The organism is Gilliamella sp. CG22, from assembly GCF_046635725.1.
GTDB classification, from domain to species: Bacteria; Pseudomonadota; Gammaproteobacteria; order Enterobacterales; family Orbaceae; genus Gilliamella; species Gilliamella apicola_I.
On sequence record NZ_JBIDFK010000002.1, the window covers coordinates 40,745 to 57,956 of the forward strand.

Annotated in this window: 10 protein-coding genes; 9 read left to right on the forward strand and 1 reads right to left on the reverse strand. The window is 32.0% G+C overall.

Annotation, left to right across the window (positions count from 1 at the left end):
- Positions 1 to 37: 37 nt before the first annotated feature.
- The 4 genes from ACGH46_RS01940 (at position 38) to ACGH46_RS01955 (ending at position 12,577) form a co-directional block, all read left to right on the forward strand.
- Entirely contained in the window at positions 38 to 2,872 is a 2,835-nt protein-coding gene (locus ACGH46_RS01940; RefSeq protein WP_411603818.1) for a filamentous hemagglutinin N-terminal domain-containing protein, read from the forward strand.
- Positions 2,873 to 3,385: 513 nt separating this feature from the next.
- Positions 3,386 to 5,971: a filamentous hemagglutinin N-terminal domain-containing protein gene (locus tag ACGH46_RS01945; protein WP_411603821.1), complete on the forward strand. Its 2,586-nt coding sequence runs from the start codon at positions 3,386 to 3,388 to the stop codon at positions 5,969 to 5,971.
- Positions 5,972 to 6,677: 706 nt separating this feature from the next.
- Entirely contained in the window at positions 6,678 to 9,608 is a 2,931-nt protein-coding gene (locus tag ACGH46_RS01950; protein ID WP_411603823.1) for a filamentous hemagglutinin N-terminal domain-containing protein, read from the forward strand.
- Between the two features lie 332 nt (positions 9,609 to 9,940).
- Positions 9,941 to 12,577: a filamentous hemagglutinin N-terminal domain-containing protein gene (locus ACGH46_RS01955; RefSeq protein ID WP_411603826.1), complete on the forward strand. Its 2,637-nt coding sequence runs from the start codon at positions 9,941 to 9,943 to the stop codon at positions 12,575 to 12,577.
- A 142-nt stretch (positions 12,578 to 12,719) separates the two neighbouring features.
- On the opposite strand, the gene ACGH46_RS01960 is transcribed toward ACGH46_RS01955, so the two are convergent.
- The gene (locus ACGH46_RS01960) at positions 12,720 to 13,319 is read right to left on the reverse strand and encodes a CHAP domain-containing protein (RefSeq protein WP_411598940.1); all 600 of its coding nucleotides are present in this window, start codon (positions 13,317 to 13,319) and stop codon (positions 12,720 to 12,722) included.
- Between the two features lie 163 nt (positions 13,320 to 13,482).
- Between ACGH46_RS01960 and yccX the strand changes: the two genes are divergently transcribed.
- The 5 genes from yccX to ACGH46_RS01985 all read left to right on the forward strand — a co-directional run bounded on the left by yccX (position 13,483) and on the right by ACGH46_RS01985 (position 17,132).
- Positions 13,483 to 13,761: an acylphosphatase gene (yccX, locus tag ACGH46_RS01965; protein ID WP_411603827.1), complete on the forward strand. Its 279-nt coding sequence runs from the start codon at positions 13,483 to 13,485 to the stop codon at positions 13,759 to 13,761.
- Between the two features lie 101 nt (positions 13,762 to 13,862).
- A complete protein-coding gene (lptC, locus tag ACGH46_RS01970) occupies positions 13,863 to 14,426 on the forward strand; it encodes an LPS export ABC transporter periplasmic protein LptC (RefSeq protein WP_267359066.1) in 564 nt (187 codons plus the stop codon).
- Positions 14,427 to 14,429: 3 nt separating this feature from the next.
- Positions 14,430 to 14,990: a lipopolysaccharide transport periplasmic protein LptA gene (gene lptA / locus ACGH46_RS01975; RefSeq protein WP_065559063.1), complete on the forward strand. Its 561-nt coding sequence runs from the start codon at positions 14,430 to 14,432 to the stop codon at positions 14,988 to 14,990.
- A gap of 1 nt (position 14,991) precedes the next feature.
- The gene (lptB, locus tag ACGH46_RS01980) at positions 14,992 to 15,717 is read left to right on the forward strand and encodes an LPS export ABC transporter ATP-binding protein (protein ID WP_065559064.1); all 726 of its coding nucleotides are present in this window, start codon (positions 14,992 to 14,994) and stop codon (positions 15,715 to 15,717) included.
- A complete protein-coding gene (locus tag ACGH46_RS01985) occupies positions 15,717 to 17,132 on the forward strand; it encodes an RNA polymerase factor sigma-54 (protein WP_411596973.1) in 1,416 nt (471 codons plus the stop codon). The genes lptB and ACGH46_RS01985 overlap by 1 nt, the downstream gene beginning before the upstream one ends.
- Positions 17,133 to 17,212: the final 80 nt, after the last annotated feature.

Sequence of the window (17,212 nt, forward strand, 5' to 3'; positions counted from 1 at the left end):
CGTTTTAACAAAATATTAGGTGAAAGGTGTAAATACTATGAATAAGAATTTTTATCGCATTATTTTCAATAAAGTCCGTGGATTGTTTGTTGTGGTATCTGAAATGACTAAATCGCATCAAGTCGTAACCAATAATGCTAAACAAATCAAAACAGTTCATGTTAACCCTAATCCAATCCAGCATGTTCAGTTTTGCAGATTAAAACCTTTAGTCTTTATGTCATATATTGCATTGGGTTTGGTTAGTGTGGTTAATGTCAGTTATGCCAATAATATCGTTGTCGATCCAACGGCTAACCAAGCACAACGCCCTAATGTGCACAACTTGCAAAATGGCGTAACACAAATTGATATTGCAGCGCCAAGTAATAGCGGTGTCTCTCACAACAAATATAACCAATTTGATGTATCCAAAAATGGTGTCATACTCAATAATGCGACAGGAAGAACTAATACCCAATTAGCTGGCGACATTAATGGTAATAGATTATTACAAAATCGTGCAAAAGTGATTTTAAATGAAGTTAACTCTCCAAATATTAGTCAGTTAAATGGTTATGTTGAAGTTGCAGGTCAAAAAGCGCAGGTCATTATCGCCAATCCTGCCGGTATAACTTGTAATGGTTGCGGTTTTATTAATGCTGATAGAGTCACGTTAACGACGGGTAAACCCATTATGGATAATGGTAAATTGCAAAGTTACCAAGTTGATGGCGGACGTATTGAAATTAATGGCTATGGTTTAAAAAACTCAGGTCAAGACTACACCGATTTAATTGCACGTAGTGTCAATGTTAATGCGGAATTATGGGCAAATAATGAAATTAATGTTATCACAGGACAAGCTAAAGTAAGTGCTGATTTGAATACCATTGAAAAGCAAGGATTTAATAATCAAGTTGATCAGCCTGAGTTTGGATTGGACGTTTCTGCGCTAGGCGGAATGTATGCAGGTAAAATTAAAATGGTCGGTACCGAAAATGGTGTAGGGGTACGAAATGAAGGAAAACTGATGGCGAGTGCCGGTTCATTGAATCTTTCTGCTGATGGCAAAATTATTAATAAAGGAACGATGCAATCCTCTGAAGGAACTGTCTTAAAAAGTCAATCTGAAATTAAAAATTTAGGCACAATCACAGCCAAAAATGACCTTAAACTTCAATCCCATACGTTAATTACCAATGAAGGAAAACTGTCTGCAAAAAATTCTCTTTCAACAACCAGTGATGAGTTTATTAGTATTTGGTCAGGGGATGTAAAAGCGAATAACATTGTGATTAATGCTAAGCAAGCTAAAAATGTGGGTAAAATGAAAGCCTATGAAACTGTCACCATTAATGCTTCAACTGCAGAAAATAATGGGAACTTAACGGCAGGAAAACAAATTACCCTAACAAGCGACAATATCAAAAATGATTGGCAAGGGATTATTAACGCTAAAAATATTAACTTGAATGGGAAAAATTTTGAAAATTATGGCGAAGTTAATTCTGCTGAAAACTTAGTGATATCGATAGAAAATATAAATAATATCAATAAATTACTATCAGATGAGCAATTATTGTTAAAAGGAACCAACATTACAAATAGCGATACAGGATTGATCAAAGCTGAGGACAAAGTTTCAATAGTTGCAAAGAACATCATCAATGATGGCACAATCAATAGTGACTCAGTATTTTTAGGGGAAGGAGAGGTTGGGAAAGTTGTGAATACTTGGCGAGCAAAAATCAATGCTAAGCAATTATTTGATATTCATGCTAATCAATTTGAGAATTCTGGACAGATAAATGCGGATAATGGAACAATGGAATTACAAGATTATATGTATAACCAAGGTCAAATTACGCTAAATAACAATTTGAATTTATACCTTAAAGATTTTAAAAATGATTGGAATGGCAAATTAGCCAGTAATTATATGCATATCAACAAAACGAAATCGGACGCTACTATCACTAATTATGGTGTCATCAATGCTGATAATTTAAATATTTTGAATAATAATGTTTATAATTATGGTCAACTTTTAGTTAATCATACTTTATCTGTAGTAAACAATGCATTTGTAAATAGTTGGCAAGGTATTATCAAATCTGATGAGGTGGATATAAATACGCGTAATTTTGAAAATCATAATGAACTCAAGGCGGGTCAATTACTGTCAGTTAATGGGGGTAACCAGTTTTATAATCAAGGAAAATTATTTGCCAATAAACAAATCATTTTAAAAGGCAATGAAGTTAAAAATGACTGGAAAGGTGAAATCAAAGCCGATTTAATTACAATGGATACCAATAAGTTGGATAATTATAATGAAATTAGTGCATTAAATTCATCGGTGATCAAAGTGAAAGACGGCTATAACCAAGGGAAGATTTTTGCATCCGATAAATTGGCAATAAAAACTGATAACTTTAAAAATGATTGGAAAGGCGAAATCAATGCTAACCAAATCGAAATCAAAGGCGGAAATTTTGATAACCGAAATTTTGCAAAAGCCAATGATGATTTCAAATTAAACGTAAGTAGTTTATACAATAATGGTCAGTTACTGGCTAAAAATAAAATACAGTTACACGGTAGAAATTTTCATAATGATTGGTTTGGTTGGATAGCATCAGACACTATTGATTTAGATATTGACTATAATTTTAATAATTATGGAACGCTATCTGTCAATAAATCAATTAGTATACTCGCTAACCTCATCTATAACGAAGGAAAAATAACTTCAGATGATTATATTAAGTTAACAGCTAGGACATTGACCAACGACAGCCATGGAATAATTAATGCAAAATATATTGAATCTAAAATAGCCTATATTAACAACATTGGCGTGATCAATGGTATTTTCGTTAATCAATAAAATGCATGACAGTAAGCTTTAATTGATAAAATTACTCACCTGGTTTACCAAACGTTATTTCTCGTTTGCTAAATCAGGTTGTTAAGATTCTATTATGTTAAATGTTATCTACATTTATCTCTCACCTTTAATCATTATCAAAAAAAGATATCAATACAAGTCTTCGTTTTTAACCATTTTGAAATTTGAAAATAAAATTTTGCTTACAATTCATTAGGTAAAATTCTTTGACTAAATGAAAATTTAAAGTTTAATATATAAACATTAAGTTATCTAAACAATATAAAAATTTTGTTTGCACCGTTAGCTTAATAAAAGTCATTAAGTGTTCTGTAAGTCATTTGCGTGCTTTTTAAAGCATTAATCATAACGCAGCCGTTTTAGTTGAATTCGTATTAAATTTTTTAATAGTCTTATCTGATTCTGAAGTCATTTTAGAAAATTTGCTGTCCATAATTTAATATTAATATGATTTATTACGGCTATTAACAAAAAGATGAAAGGTAAAATATTATGAATAAAAGTTTTTATCGTATTGTTTTTAATCGGATTCGTGGATTATTTGTTGTTGTGTCTGATATTGCACAATCACATCACGTTGTGGTTAGTAAGGGTCAGCAAGGTAAGGGTATTCACGTCAACAATAACTCGATCGATAATCCCCGATCTTATTTATTAAAGCCGTTAGTTTTTTTATCCTATGTTGCGTTAGGACTGGTCAGTATGACTGGCGTCAGTTACGCAAATAATATCGTTGTCGATCAAAGTGCCAATCAAGCGCAACGCCCAACGATTCAAGGTTTACCAAACGGTGTAACGCAAATTGATATCACAGCACCAAACAATGATGGCGTATCCCATAATAAATATACCCAATTTGACGTATCAAAAAATGGTGTCATTTTAAATAACTCTTCAAACGGTAGTAAAACGCAATTAGCCGGTAATATCAATGGTAATGCATCACTACAAAATAGCGCCAAGGTAATATTGAACGAAGTAAATTCGCAAAATATCAGTCAATTAAATGGTTATATCGAGGTAGCCGGTCAAAAAGCCCAAGTAGTTATCGCCAATCCGGCAGGCATAACCTGTAACGGTTGTGGTTTTATTAATGCAGACAGGGCAACTTTAACCACCGGTAAACCGCTAATGGAAAATGGAAAATTGGCGGGTTATCACGTGGAACAGGGGCAAATAGCCATAACAGGGGATGGATTAAAAAATTCAGGGCAAGATTATACCGATTTAATTGCACGTAGTGTAAAGGTTAATGCGGAATTGTGGGCGAATAAAGAAATCATTATTCTGACAGGTCAAAACAAAGTGAGTGCAGATCTGGCAACAATTAAAAATGTGGTATCAGACACGAATACTGTAAAACCTGAGTTTGCTCTAGATGTATCAGCGTTAGGCGGAATGTATGCCGGAAAAATTCAGATGGTGGGTACTGACGCAGGGGTAGGTGTTCGTAATAATGGGACACTCATGGCAAGTGCGGGAATGTTGAATCTATTGGTTAGTGGTAAAATTTTAAATAATGTGGGGGGTAATATTAAGGCAACACAAGATATCTTGCTAGACAGTCAACAATTAGAAAATCATGGCACAATTACCAGTCAAAAAAATGTCGACGTGTTGGGTAGAACAGAGATAAAAAATTATGGGATTATTGAAGCGAAAGAAGATATCAAAATCAAAACTAATACATTGATTGCCAACGAAAATAGATTGTCTGCAGGCAATAATCTTAGCGCAGAAAGTGAGGGCTTTCTTAGTACATGGACAGGGAATGTGAGCGCCAACACAATTGTATTAAAATCTGGGCACACTAAAAATGTGGGCAAAATGAATGCGGTTGAAAAGGTGGAAATTAAAGCATCATATGCCGAAAATGCGGGTGATTTATCAGCAGGAGAAAGCGTTACTGTATCGAGTGATAAAATCAAAAATGATTGGTTTGGTGTAATTCAGTCGAAAAATATTACCTTAGAAGGGAAAGATTTTGAGAATTATAGCGAAGTAAATGCCAAGGCTAAATTAAGCATTGTTGCTGATGTTATGAACGTAAATAAACTAACATCTGGAAAGGAAATATCGGTCGTTAGTGAAAAAAATATTATCAATAAAGATACAGGTTTAATTCAAGCTGGAGAAGTTGTTTCATTATCTGGAACAAATATAGTTAATGAAGGTAATATCAAAGGTTCATTGGTAAATTTATATACCGGAAAGGTTGGAACCGTGGTTAATACTTGGCGTGGAAAAATAGAAGCTGATCAAAATTTTTTCTTAATCGCAAATCAATTTGATAATTGGGGATTGGTAAGTGGTGATTATGGACAGATTGCATCGTATGGGAAAATGTATAACCAAGGTCAAATAGCGATAAAATCAAAATTAGATATTTTATATCATCAATTTAAAAATGATTGGAACGGTAAACTATCTTTCGATTATGCTGTAATTGGGATTGATTCTGCTAATTCTGATAATGATTTTACAAACTATGGCCTAATAGAGGGTGATGGGATAGATATGGCTTATGGTAATGTTTATAATTATGGAAAAATTTTAGTGAATTATTTATATTTATCAGGCGGTAATTTTGTAAATAATTGGCAAGGCCTAATAAAAACTAATGAAATATATTCCCATTATGAAAATTTTAGAAATTACAATGAAATCACTGCTGCTAACAAGTTAATGATTCAAGTTACAGATGGCTATAACCAAGGAAAAATTCATTCATTAAAAGAATTAGATATAATCAGTAACAACTTTAAAAATGATTGGCAAGGTGAAATCAGTGCCAACACGATTAAAATAGCAGGACAAAAAAATGAAGAAGGAATAATTGAAGGACGATTTGATAATCGAAAATCAATCCGTGCTAATGATACATTGAAGATTAACGTAACAGAGTTTTACAATAATGGAGAGTTATTTGCCCAAAATAAAATAGACGGTGTCAGTAAACATTTCAAAAATGATTGGTTTGGCGTTATCGATACTAATCTTCTTGTATTAAAAGTTGAAAATGGGATAGAAAATTTTGGACAGATAAATGCAAAAGAATTACAAGAAATCAGTGATTAGTATTTATCCAACATTTAAAAGTTTTAATCATGATAAATAAAATTTTATCTCGGTAAAATATCATATTGGTTTATCAGTTGTGTTTAAATGACTGATAAGCCAATAATGCCACATTTCGTTCCTTTGATAATCCTTTCGTTCAATTTCCTTCCCTCTATTGACAGATTATTTTGCAATAAAATTTTGTTTTTCATCGATAATTTTGTGATTAAGGTTTATTAACAACATTGATCATTTAACTGTTCAAAAAACATCAATGATTTGTTAATCGGATTAATAAAAGCATCTGATTTGACATGAACTCCTTAATACGTGGACTATCAAACCAAATATTAAGATTTTATTGTGTGGCATAAACTTCAAAAGAATTAAAGTCTAACTTAGTTAAACTCGAAAATTGACAAAAAAATAAATAAAATCTTTGACTAAATATGAAGTTAAAGTTTATTATAAAAAAATTAAGTTATCTAAATCATATAAAATTTTCCGTTGCTATTTGCCTGTTTATTTTAGGGGCAATCAAATTGTGGTAATGGTTCCAAATATATAAATCTTATCGTTGTCATTTTTAGTTGTATCAATTTCAATAATTATTTGTTTGGTTAATTATAAAAAAATATGGATTTATTGAGCATGACCCATTGTTTAATAGATAAATATGATTTGTCTTAGCATGTTAGAAAATAGATGAAAGGTGAGAAATACTATGAACAAGAATTTTTTTCGTATTGTTTTTAATAAGACTCGTGGATTGTATGTTGTGGTATCCGAAATGGTTAGTTCCCATCAAGTCATGACAAGTCATAATCAGACTACAAAAAAAATTGAAGTGATTTCTAAACATAAAAATCAATCCTTTATGTTAAAACCCTTAGTATTTTTATCCTATATCGCTTTAGGTATGGTTGGCATTGTTGAATCTAGTTACGCAAATAATATCGTTGTCGATCAAAATGCCAATCAAGCGCAACGTCCAGCCATTCAAGGCTTACCAAACGGCGTAACACAAATTGATATCGCAACGCCAACAAAAGGGGGCGTTTCACATAATAAATATACGCAATTTGATGTTTCAAAAAATGGCGTCATTTTAAATAACTCTCGTGACGGTAGTAAAACACAATTAGCCGGTGATATTAATGGTAATGCATCACTGCAAAATAGCGCCAAAGTCATACTAAACGAAGTGAATTCGCAAAATATCAGCCAATTAAATGGTTATATCGAGGTGGCCGGTCAAAAAGCCCAAGTGATCATCGCCAATCCGGCCGGTATAACCTGTAATGGTTGTGGTTTTATTAATGCAGATAGGGCAACCTTGACGACCGGTAAACCATTAATGAAAGATGGACAATTGATTGGTTATCATGTTGAAAAAGGGCAAATAGCCATTACAGGGGATGGATTAAAAAATTCAGGGCAAGATTACACCGATTTAATCGCACGTAGTGTGAATGTCAATGCCAAGTTATGGGCAAATAAAGAAATCACTATTGTGACCGGTCAAGGCAAAGTGAAAGCAGATCTGACTAAGATTGAAAAAATTGTATCAGACCCCAATACTGCGCAACCTGAGTTTGCACTGGATGTTTCAGCGTTAGGTGGAATGTATGCTGGAAAAATTAAGATGATAGGTACCGAAACAGGGGTAGGTGTACGTAATAATGGAATACTTATGGCTAATGCGGGGACGTTAAATTTATCGGTGGATGGTAAAATTTTAAATAATGTCGGTGGTAATCTTAAAGCAACAAAAGACATCTTATTAAACAGTCAACAAATAGAAAATCATGGCACAATTGCTGCTCAAAAAAATGTCAGTTTAATGGCAAAAACAGAAGTAAAAAATTATGGAACCGTTGAAGCGAAAGAAGATATCAATCTAAAAGCATCTAAATTGGTTGCGAATGAGGGTAAATTGTCAGCAGGAAAAAATATTACTTCATTTAGTCAAGAATTTATTAGTACATGGACAGGTAATATAAATGCTGTAGCTATTACAATAACAGCCAAACGTACCAAAAATGTTGGAAGATTAAGAGCACAAATGATAAAAATTTCTGCTAATTATACTGAAAATGCGGGAAATGTATCAACCACCGATAAAATTAGTGTATCGGGTGATAATATAAAAAATGATTGGGAAGGGAAAATTGAATCAGCAGATGTAGATTTAGAGGGGAAAAACGTTGAAAATTACGGTGAAGTTGAAGCTAAGGATAAATTAAACATAGTTGCAGATGACGTGACAAATGAGAACAAATTAACCTCAGAAAAAGATTTAATCGTACATAGTGATAATATCACCAATAAGGATAAAGGCTCAATTCAAGCTGGAGAAAATGTTTCATTAGAAGGAAATAATATCGTTAATGAAGGTGAAGTAAAATCACCAACGGTAAACTTAGGAAACACATCTGAATCGAAAATAACCAATACATCGCAAGGTAAAATCATTGCAGAGGATCGAATCAATGTAAACGGTATGCAATTTGATAACCATGGTTGGATTACCGGTAATTGGGCTAATATAAGATTAACTAACGGAATGTACAATAATGGTAATATCGCATTTAAAGATAAGATGGAATTAAATATCAAAAACTTAAAAAATGATTGGCAAGGTATTTTAAAAAGTTCAAAAATACGTATCAAAAATGATGACTTAGGGACAGATTTAACTAACTTTGGTGTTATTGATGCAGATAACATGAATTTACAACTTGAAGAAGTATCCAACTTTGGTCAATTGTTAGCAAAGGAGTCGCTATCTTTAAACGCTAGCAAATTGGAAAATGGTAGGGAAGGCATAATAAAATCGAATAAAGTTAAATTATCTTCATCAAAAATCTATAATTACAATCAAATTATTGCTAAAGAACAACTTGAAATCAATTCTACTGAAATATTATATAATCAAGGAAAATTATTGGCTCAGGATAAAATAGCAATATCCAGTAATTATTTTAAAAATGATTGGTTAGGAGAGGTGAATGCCGATGAAATAAGTCTAAATGGTATTACTGTTAATGATTTGGTTTCATTTGAAGATAGTAGGTTTGATAACTACAATAAAGTTACTGCCAATAAAAATTTAAAACTTGATACAGCTGATATTTATAATCAAGCGAAATTAATAGCTGTTGAGCGATTAACGACTAAAAGCACTAATTTTAAAAACGATTGGCAAGCGGAAATCAGCGCTAATAAAATTGAAATAAACAGTGAAAATTTTGACAATCGAAAAATCGTAAACGCAAAGGATAAACTCGTTATTAAAGCTGGACAAATTTATAATAATGGCGAGATATTTGCCAAAAATGAGATATATACAGAAACTAAGCAATTTAAGAATGATTGGTTAGGAATTATCAAAACTAATAATATCAATGTAGCAGGTGGAAATAATATCAACAATTTAGGTACAATTAATGTTGATAAATTAGATAACACTCAACATAATCAGCGATATAAAATCGAAAATTCGGCTTCAGAGATATTTTTCACTTTAGATAATAATACTTTTTCCAATGACAAACAAAATACAATAAAAACGGAAACTATCATATCTAATATTACGGATATGATTATTTTCCATATAATGCATCGCGATTATAACAATCAGAAAAATCAATAAAATCTTATCTTTATACTAAGGTTTGATGAGGTATCCTATTGTTATTATTCAATAAAAAAATCGATATCACAGGGAATTTATCATAATTCCCTCAATGAGTTGTAATTAACTTAAATTGTTTCGCTGATCCTCCTTATCTAATTTAAATGTTCTTGATGTAACATTAGACTAAAAAAATTAATAGATCTTATTGATGATATTAATAAAAGATAAAAATTCTTAAGTTTTAATTACTGTGTCAAATTTTTTCAATATTCACTGAACTTTTATTTATCTAAAAATTAGCTGTATATAACTTAATGCATTAACAATTGATGAAAGGTGGAAATAATATGAATAGAAATTTATATCGAATTATTTTTAATAAAGCTCGAAATGTATTTATTGTTGTATCCGAACTGGTTAAATCGCATCAAATGGTGGCAAGTAATAAAAATAAAGTTGGAATAATTCATCAAAAACACGGTTCAATTTACCCAGCAAAACCCTTCAAAATAAAACCTTTAATATTTATATCGTATATCGCATTGGGAATGGTTAGTCTGATTGCTAGCTGTTATGCTAGCAATATTGTCGTAGACAATACAGCCGACCGTAGTCAACGCCCCAATATTTATCAACATTCTGACGGTATCAAAATAATTAATATTACTAATCCATCGAGTAGTGGGGTTTCACATAATAAATATACTCAATTTGATGTATCCAAAAAAGGAGTGATATTAAATAATGGAACAGATCGATATAAAACGCAATTAGTGGAGTTTGTTAACCCAAATATATTACTCGCACAAAGCGCTAAAGTCATTTTGAATGAAGTCAATTCACCTAATATTAGTCAGTTGAATGGATACATTGAAGTGGCCGGTCCAAAAGCACAAGTGATCATTGCCAACCCAGCGGGTATAACCTGTAATGGATGTGGTTTTATCAATGCTGACCGAGCAACTTTAACAACCGGTAAACCGCTAGTAGAAAACGGAAAATTGACTGGGTATCAAGTTGAACGTGGACATATTTATGTTACGGGTCAAGGCTTAAAAAATACCGGGCAAGATTATACGGATATCATTGCTCGAAGTGTGAAAATTAATGCTGAATTATGGGCTAATAAAGAAATTAATGTGATAGCAGGTCAAAATAATGTCGGTACAGATTTAAGCTTTACTGAGAATAAAAAAGATGAAATCTATCAAGATAGATTTAATTATGGTATTGATGTATCTGCTTTAGGTGGCATGTACGCCGGTAAAATTACATTGAGTGCAAATGAACAAGGTGTCGGTGTGCGTAATTCAGGAACGTTGGGCGTAAGTGCTGGAGACCTTAACATCAATGCCAATGGTATCATTATTAATAACAATTATATGACGGCAAAGGACTCAATCAATTTTAATAGTTCTGAAATAAGAAACAATACGACTATAGAAAGTGGAAAAAATCTTAATATACAAAGTCAATATGTAGAAAATTTCGGTAAGATTTCCGCTGGAGAACAATTTACTGCTGATAGCGGTTATATATTAAATACAAATGATATCAAATCAAAAAATGTTCAACTTAAAGCTCAATATGTTAAAAATTATGGTGTTATTGAAGCAAGTAATGATATAACTATGAAAGCTAACAACACGTATAATGCAAACAAAATATTGGCGGAAAATAATATTGCCCTATCTGGTTACACTATTTTTAACGACAAACAAAGTTTGATTCAATCACAGAACCAAAACATCCAACTAAATTCTAGTATTTTTGAAAATCAAGGCACGATAAAATCATATCATCTTTATGTAAATAGTGATGACTTTATAAATAACAGCACTGGAAATATTGAAATTGGTAAATATATTAATATAAAGGGGTCGTCATTTAAAAATTATGGTTTAGTTAAGTCTTCAGTTGATTTAGATAGTTCGGTAATTCATTTGAATAACTATGGAAAACTTTTATCCGATCGCATTAATATAAACGCTTTTTACTTTATAAATGCAGGGAAAGGTGAGTTAACAGCTAATTCAATATCTTTAACTGGTTCAAATTTAGAAAACTACAATGTAATCTATGGAGGTGGAAATTTATCTATTTCTGAAAAAGAATATCTTTACAATCAAGGAGAACTGAATTCAAAAGGGGATCTGTCCATTTACGGCAAAATTTTCAAAAATGACTGGAATGGTAGGATTACTTCTTACAATATATCACTATCAAGTGAAAAACTTGAAAATCATAATTTAATTGAAGGGTATAATAACTTAACAATTAACGCTACTGATTTATATAACCAAGGCGAATTATCATCTTTTAAATCAGCGTTGATAAGTCAAGGCTATTTCAAAAATGATTGGAATGGATTCGTTAAAGGTAGCAATATCACGATTACTGGAAAAAATTTTGAAAACCATAACCAAGTTACTGCAGAAAAGTTATTAAGTATAGATTCAACAAAAGTTTATAATCAAGGAACATTAGCTTCTGAACAAACCTTAAATACCAATTCAGATTATTTAATAAATGATTGGAAAGGTCAAATGCAAGGATATGATATCAATATTTCAGGAGAAAAGTTTGAAAATAATAATATTGTTGATGTATACAAAACAATGTCTATAAAATCTAAGGATGTTTATAATCAAGGAAAACTTATTTCTGAACATGCGATAGATTTAACACCAACTAAACTGTTCAATGATTGGAACGGTGTAATTATTGCTGGATTAGAATTATTCATATCAGGTAACGAATTTGAAAATCACAATCTAGTTAGATCTAACACTGTACAGAAAATTGATGTTGATAAAGTTTATAATCAAGGTCAACTAATTGGGGATAAAGAGCTTTATATAAAAGCAAAAAAAGTTAATAATGATTGGCACGGTAAAATTTATGGTATTAATATTTATGTTGATGTTCCTGAACTAATCAATAATGGATTGATTATTGGAGATATCAAAAGTAAAGAGTTATAAGTAAATTATTGAACTGCTTTTTTACAAGAAACAATAACGATCCTAGTTTATTGATGGAAAAAACTGGGATCGTAATTAACTATTTATATAAATTATAAATAGTTTTTAAATTTATATTCTCTTAATAATGATTAATTTAACATTAATTTTTACGCAGATAGCCTAAAACTCGAAATGAATCAATCTTCCATAGACCGTCTTTATAAATTAAAGGAATCGTTTCACGAGAGCTAGCATTAGGACCAGGGTTTTGCTGGACAATTTCTATCTCATTATCGCTGACTTTACTGATAATAGCGACATGACCATATCTGCTCCATCCCATGACAATGATATCCTCAACTTGAGGTTTTGACGCTGAACCATTGTGATATTGCAGTAGATTACGTTTGGGATTGATTTTTCCGTCGGCGATAGAATCATCAAAAAAATCTTTCGCATGACCATAACTATCTGGCATCTTATGATCAAAGCGCTCATAGTAATAACGCTTAATAAATTCGACGCATTGGTATTTCAAACCGAGATTATATCCATCTTTAGACGTATTGCGTCCACTCACATTACCTACATGACCATTATAGTAAACTTTGACACCATTAAATTCATCGACAACAACGCCTACTTTATCTGTATCAACCAGAAAATACGCATAAATTTGTTGACAAAAAAGGTAGCTACTTAATGACAAAATCAACATAATTAAAAACAAACTTTTTTTATATTTGAAGAGTCGTTTCATTGTTATTCCTTATTTAATCATTTGAGTATTTAGATTTTGTTTTTTTATTCATCATAGCTTTTTATCAATAAAAGTAAAATATATAAAATATGAATATATTGATTCAAATATCAATATAACTTCATTATTATGGACTAAGAAAATAGTCGTATAAGGTTGTGACATGATAAGACTAATTAAAATTATAGTAAGTGGTTCGGTGCAAGGTGTCGGTTTTCGTTTTTTTACTTATCAACAAGCAGTAAAAATAGGCTTAGTGGGTTATGTTAAGAATTTAGAAAATGGTGCCGTTGAAATAATTGCACAAGGTAATAATCAACAGATTTCACAGCTAATACTGTGGTTAGAGCATGGTGGACCGCGATCTGCTCGCATTACCCAAATTAATATTAGTGAATTACCACTCCAAGAAAATTTAACTTCTTTTAATGTCAGATATTAATTTAATGAAAAATGCAGTAAAATATCTTAAATTTCTGGCTTAATTAAATAATATTTTTTCCTAACTTGTGAATAACTTTATGAGCGTAATTGACTTCTGTTATGAATAAAAAAAACTTAATCTGTATTTTACTTCTCATTATTGTGATTGGCGTTTACTATAATTATCAGAAAGATAATGATGTTGTCACTCAACCTGTTACAGATTTATCTAATACGCCTATTTATCAAAGTGATGAAATGATAACTAAAATTTATGATTTGTCAGGAGAAATTATTTATAAAATTGAATCAGCACATGTCCGTTATTTTGATGATACGGATAATACCGAATTTGATTTACCTAATTTTACCCTTTATGATGCCGATCATGTTGCCACTTGGCATATTAAAGCAAAAAAAGCAACCTTGACTGATGATAAATTGATTTATCTTTATCAGGATGTTCAGTTAGATAATCTTGTGCCAGATGCTCAATTGCAACAAGTAAAAACGGATAAAGCGGTGGTTGATTTAAATACACAACATGTCACATCTAAAGACCCTGTAATACTCAAAGGCATTGGATTTTACTCAACAGGCATTGGGTTAGATGGTGATTTACAAGCCAAAACGGCTAATATCCTTGAAAATATAAAAACGTATTATAATACTGAGGCAAAATAAAAAATGAGTTCGCAAAAAAAAGTTATTCTTCCATTATTTTTACTATTATCTGTGTCATTTTGTTGTTTTGCGGATCAATCCAATATTCAAATTTCAAATGAAAATCAAGAACAAACGCCAAAAACAACAATTAACAATAAACCGATTGCTATTGATGCCGATAATCAACAAATTGATATTGAAAAAAATACCATTACTTTTAGTGGTAATGTGAATATTGTTCAAGATGAATTAACTATTATTGCAGATAAAGTTGTTATTACAGATATGCAAGATTCATCAAAACAAAAAATCACTGCTTATGGCAAACCAGTAAAGTTTAAGCAAATCTTACCTGAAAAAAATAAAATTGTAACAGGTCACGCTTCACAAGTAATCTACAGTGTTAAAGACAATAAGGTAACATTGCAAGGTAATGCCCACATGTATCAACAAGATAATCATGTTAGCAGTGAACTCATTACTTATGATGTCAAAAAACAATACATTACTGCACATTCAAATAATAACGCACGAGTTAAGAGCACTATCTTACCTAATCAAGTAAAAGAGATGAATAAATAAAATGTCAATATTAAAGGCAGAAAATTTAGCCAAAGTTTATAAAAAACGGCGCGTTGTGGAAGATGTGAGCTTAACAGTCAATTCGGGCGAAATAGTCGGATTGCTAGGGCCTAATGGCGCAGGTAAAACAACCACATTTTATATGGTCGTTGGTATAGTGGCGTTAGATGCGGGTAAAATCTATCTGGATGACGATGATATTAGTATTTTACCATTACATGAACGTGCTCAAAAAGGAATAGGTTACTTACCTCAAGAAGCCTCAATTTTTAGAAAACTATCTGTTATTGATAATATCATGTCGATTTTAGAAACTCGCCGAGACATAGATAAAAATGAAAAATTAGAAAGAGCAGAAGAACTGCTTGAAGAATTTCATATTACGCATATTCGGGATAGTATTGGTCAATCTTTATCGGGTGGTGAACGGCGACGAGTTGAAATTGCCAGAGCTTTAGCGGCTAATCCAAAATTTATTTTGTTGGATGAACCTTTTGCTGGCGTTGACCCGATTTCAGTAATTGATATTAAAAATATAATAAAACATCTACGTGATCGTGGACTTGGTGTTTTAATCACTGATCACAATGTACGTGAAACTTTAGATGTCTGCGAAAGAGCTTATATCGTCAATAAAGGTCATTTGATTGCCGATGGAACACCAAGTAGTATCTTAAGTAACGAATATGTCAAACGCGTTTACTTAGGAAATGAATTTAGACTATGATAAAACCTAGTTTTCAGCTGAAAGTATCCCAACAATTATCGATGACGCCACAATTACAACTTGCTATTCGATTACTTCAGTTGTCAACTTTGGAATTACAACAAGAAATTCAAACCGCACTTGAAAATAATCCTTTATTAGAAATTGCTGAACACTATGACGAAATTAACGTTGACGAAAGTGCGGTGACTGAAAATTTAGATACCCGTGACGCATTAGATAGCCCAGAAATACCTGAGGATATACCATTAGATGCATCCTTAGATGATATTTATTCAGCTGGGACGCCGTCTGGTACTTATTCGGATTATTGTAACGATGAATTACCTATCTATCAGGGTGAAACTCATGAAACGCTATACGATTATTTGAAATGGCAACTTGATCTTACCCCTTTTAGCGAGACTGATCGCGCCATTGCAATTTCAATCATTCAAGCCATTGATGATCGCGGTTATTTAACGGCGACAACTCAAGAACTGCTTGAAGCGCAAGGTAATGCTGAAATAGAGCTTGATGAAATTGAGGCTGTTTTAAAGCGGATTTGGCATTTTGACCCAATTGGCGTGGGAGCCAGAACGCTACAAGAGTGTCTGTCAATTCAAATTCAATATTTAGATGCCCCAAAATTAGTTAAACAGATAATTGATAATCATTTGGAATTATTGGCAAGCCGTGATTATCGAACATTGAAAAAATTACTCAATGTGAGTGAGGAACAACTTAAAGCATCGATTGAATTTATCAAGCATTTACATCCTTATCCTGGTGACCTGCTGAATACGACGCAACCTGATTATGTTGTTCCCGATGTACTAGTTAAAAAAGTGGCGGGTAAATGGCAGGTTGAGTTGAATACTGATACCATACCCAACCTACGCATTAATCAACACTATGCGAAAATGGCAAAATCGGCTAATGATAGCGATAGTCAATATATTCGTGCAAATTTGCAAGAAGCGAATTGGTTTATAAAAAGTATTGAAAGTCGCAATGAAACTTTATTCAAAGTGAGTCAATTTATTGTTGAACATCAACAAGCTTTTTTTGAGCATGGAACAGAGCAGATGAAACCGTTGATTTTATCTGATGTTGCCACGGCAATTGATATGCATGAATCCACTGTTTCGAGAGTAACATCGCAAAAATATTTGCAATGTCCGAGGGGAATATTTGAACTCAAGTTCTTTTTCTCCAGCCATGTTAATACGGAATCTGGTGGTGAAGCCTCATCTACTGCAATTCGAGCTTTAATCAAAAAATATATTTCAGCAGAAGACCGAAAAAAACCGTTAAGTGATAGTAAGTTAGTCTCAATATTTGAAGATCAGGGTATTATTATTGCACGCCGTACCGTCGCCAAATATCGAGAAGCGTTATCTATTCCACCGTCAAATCAACGCAAACAACTTTAGTTATACCGTTAATTTTATTCAATCATCATTTATGGGTGATAACTTTACTGACTGGTGATGAAGCACAATCTATCAACCAT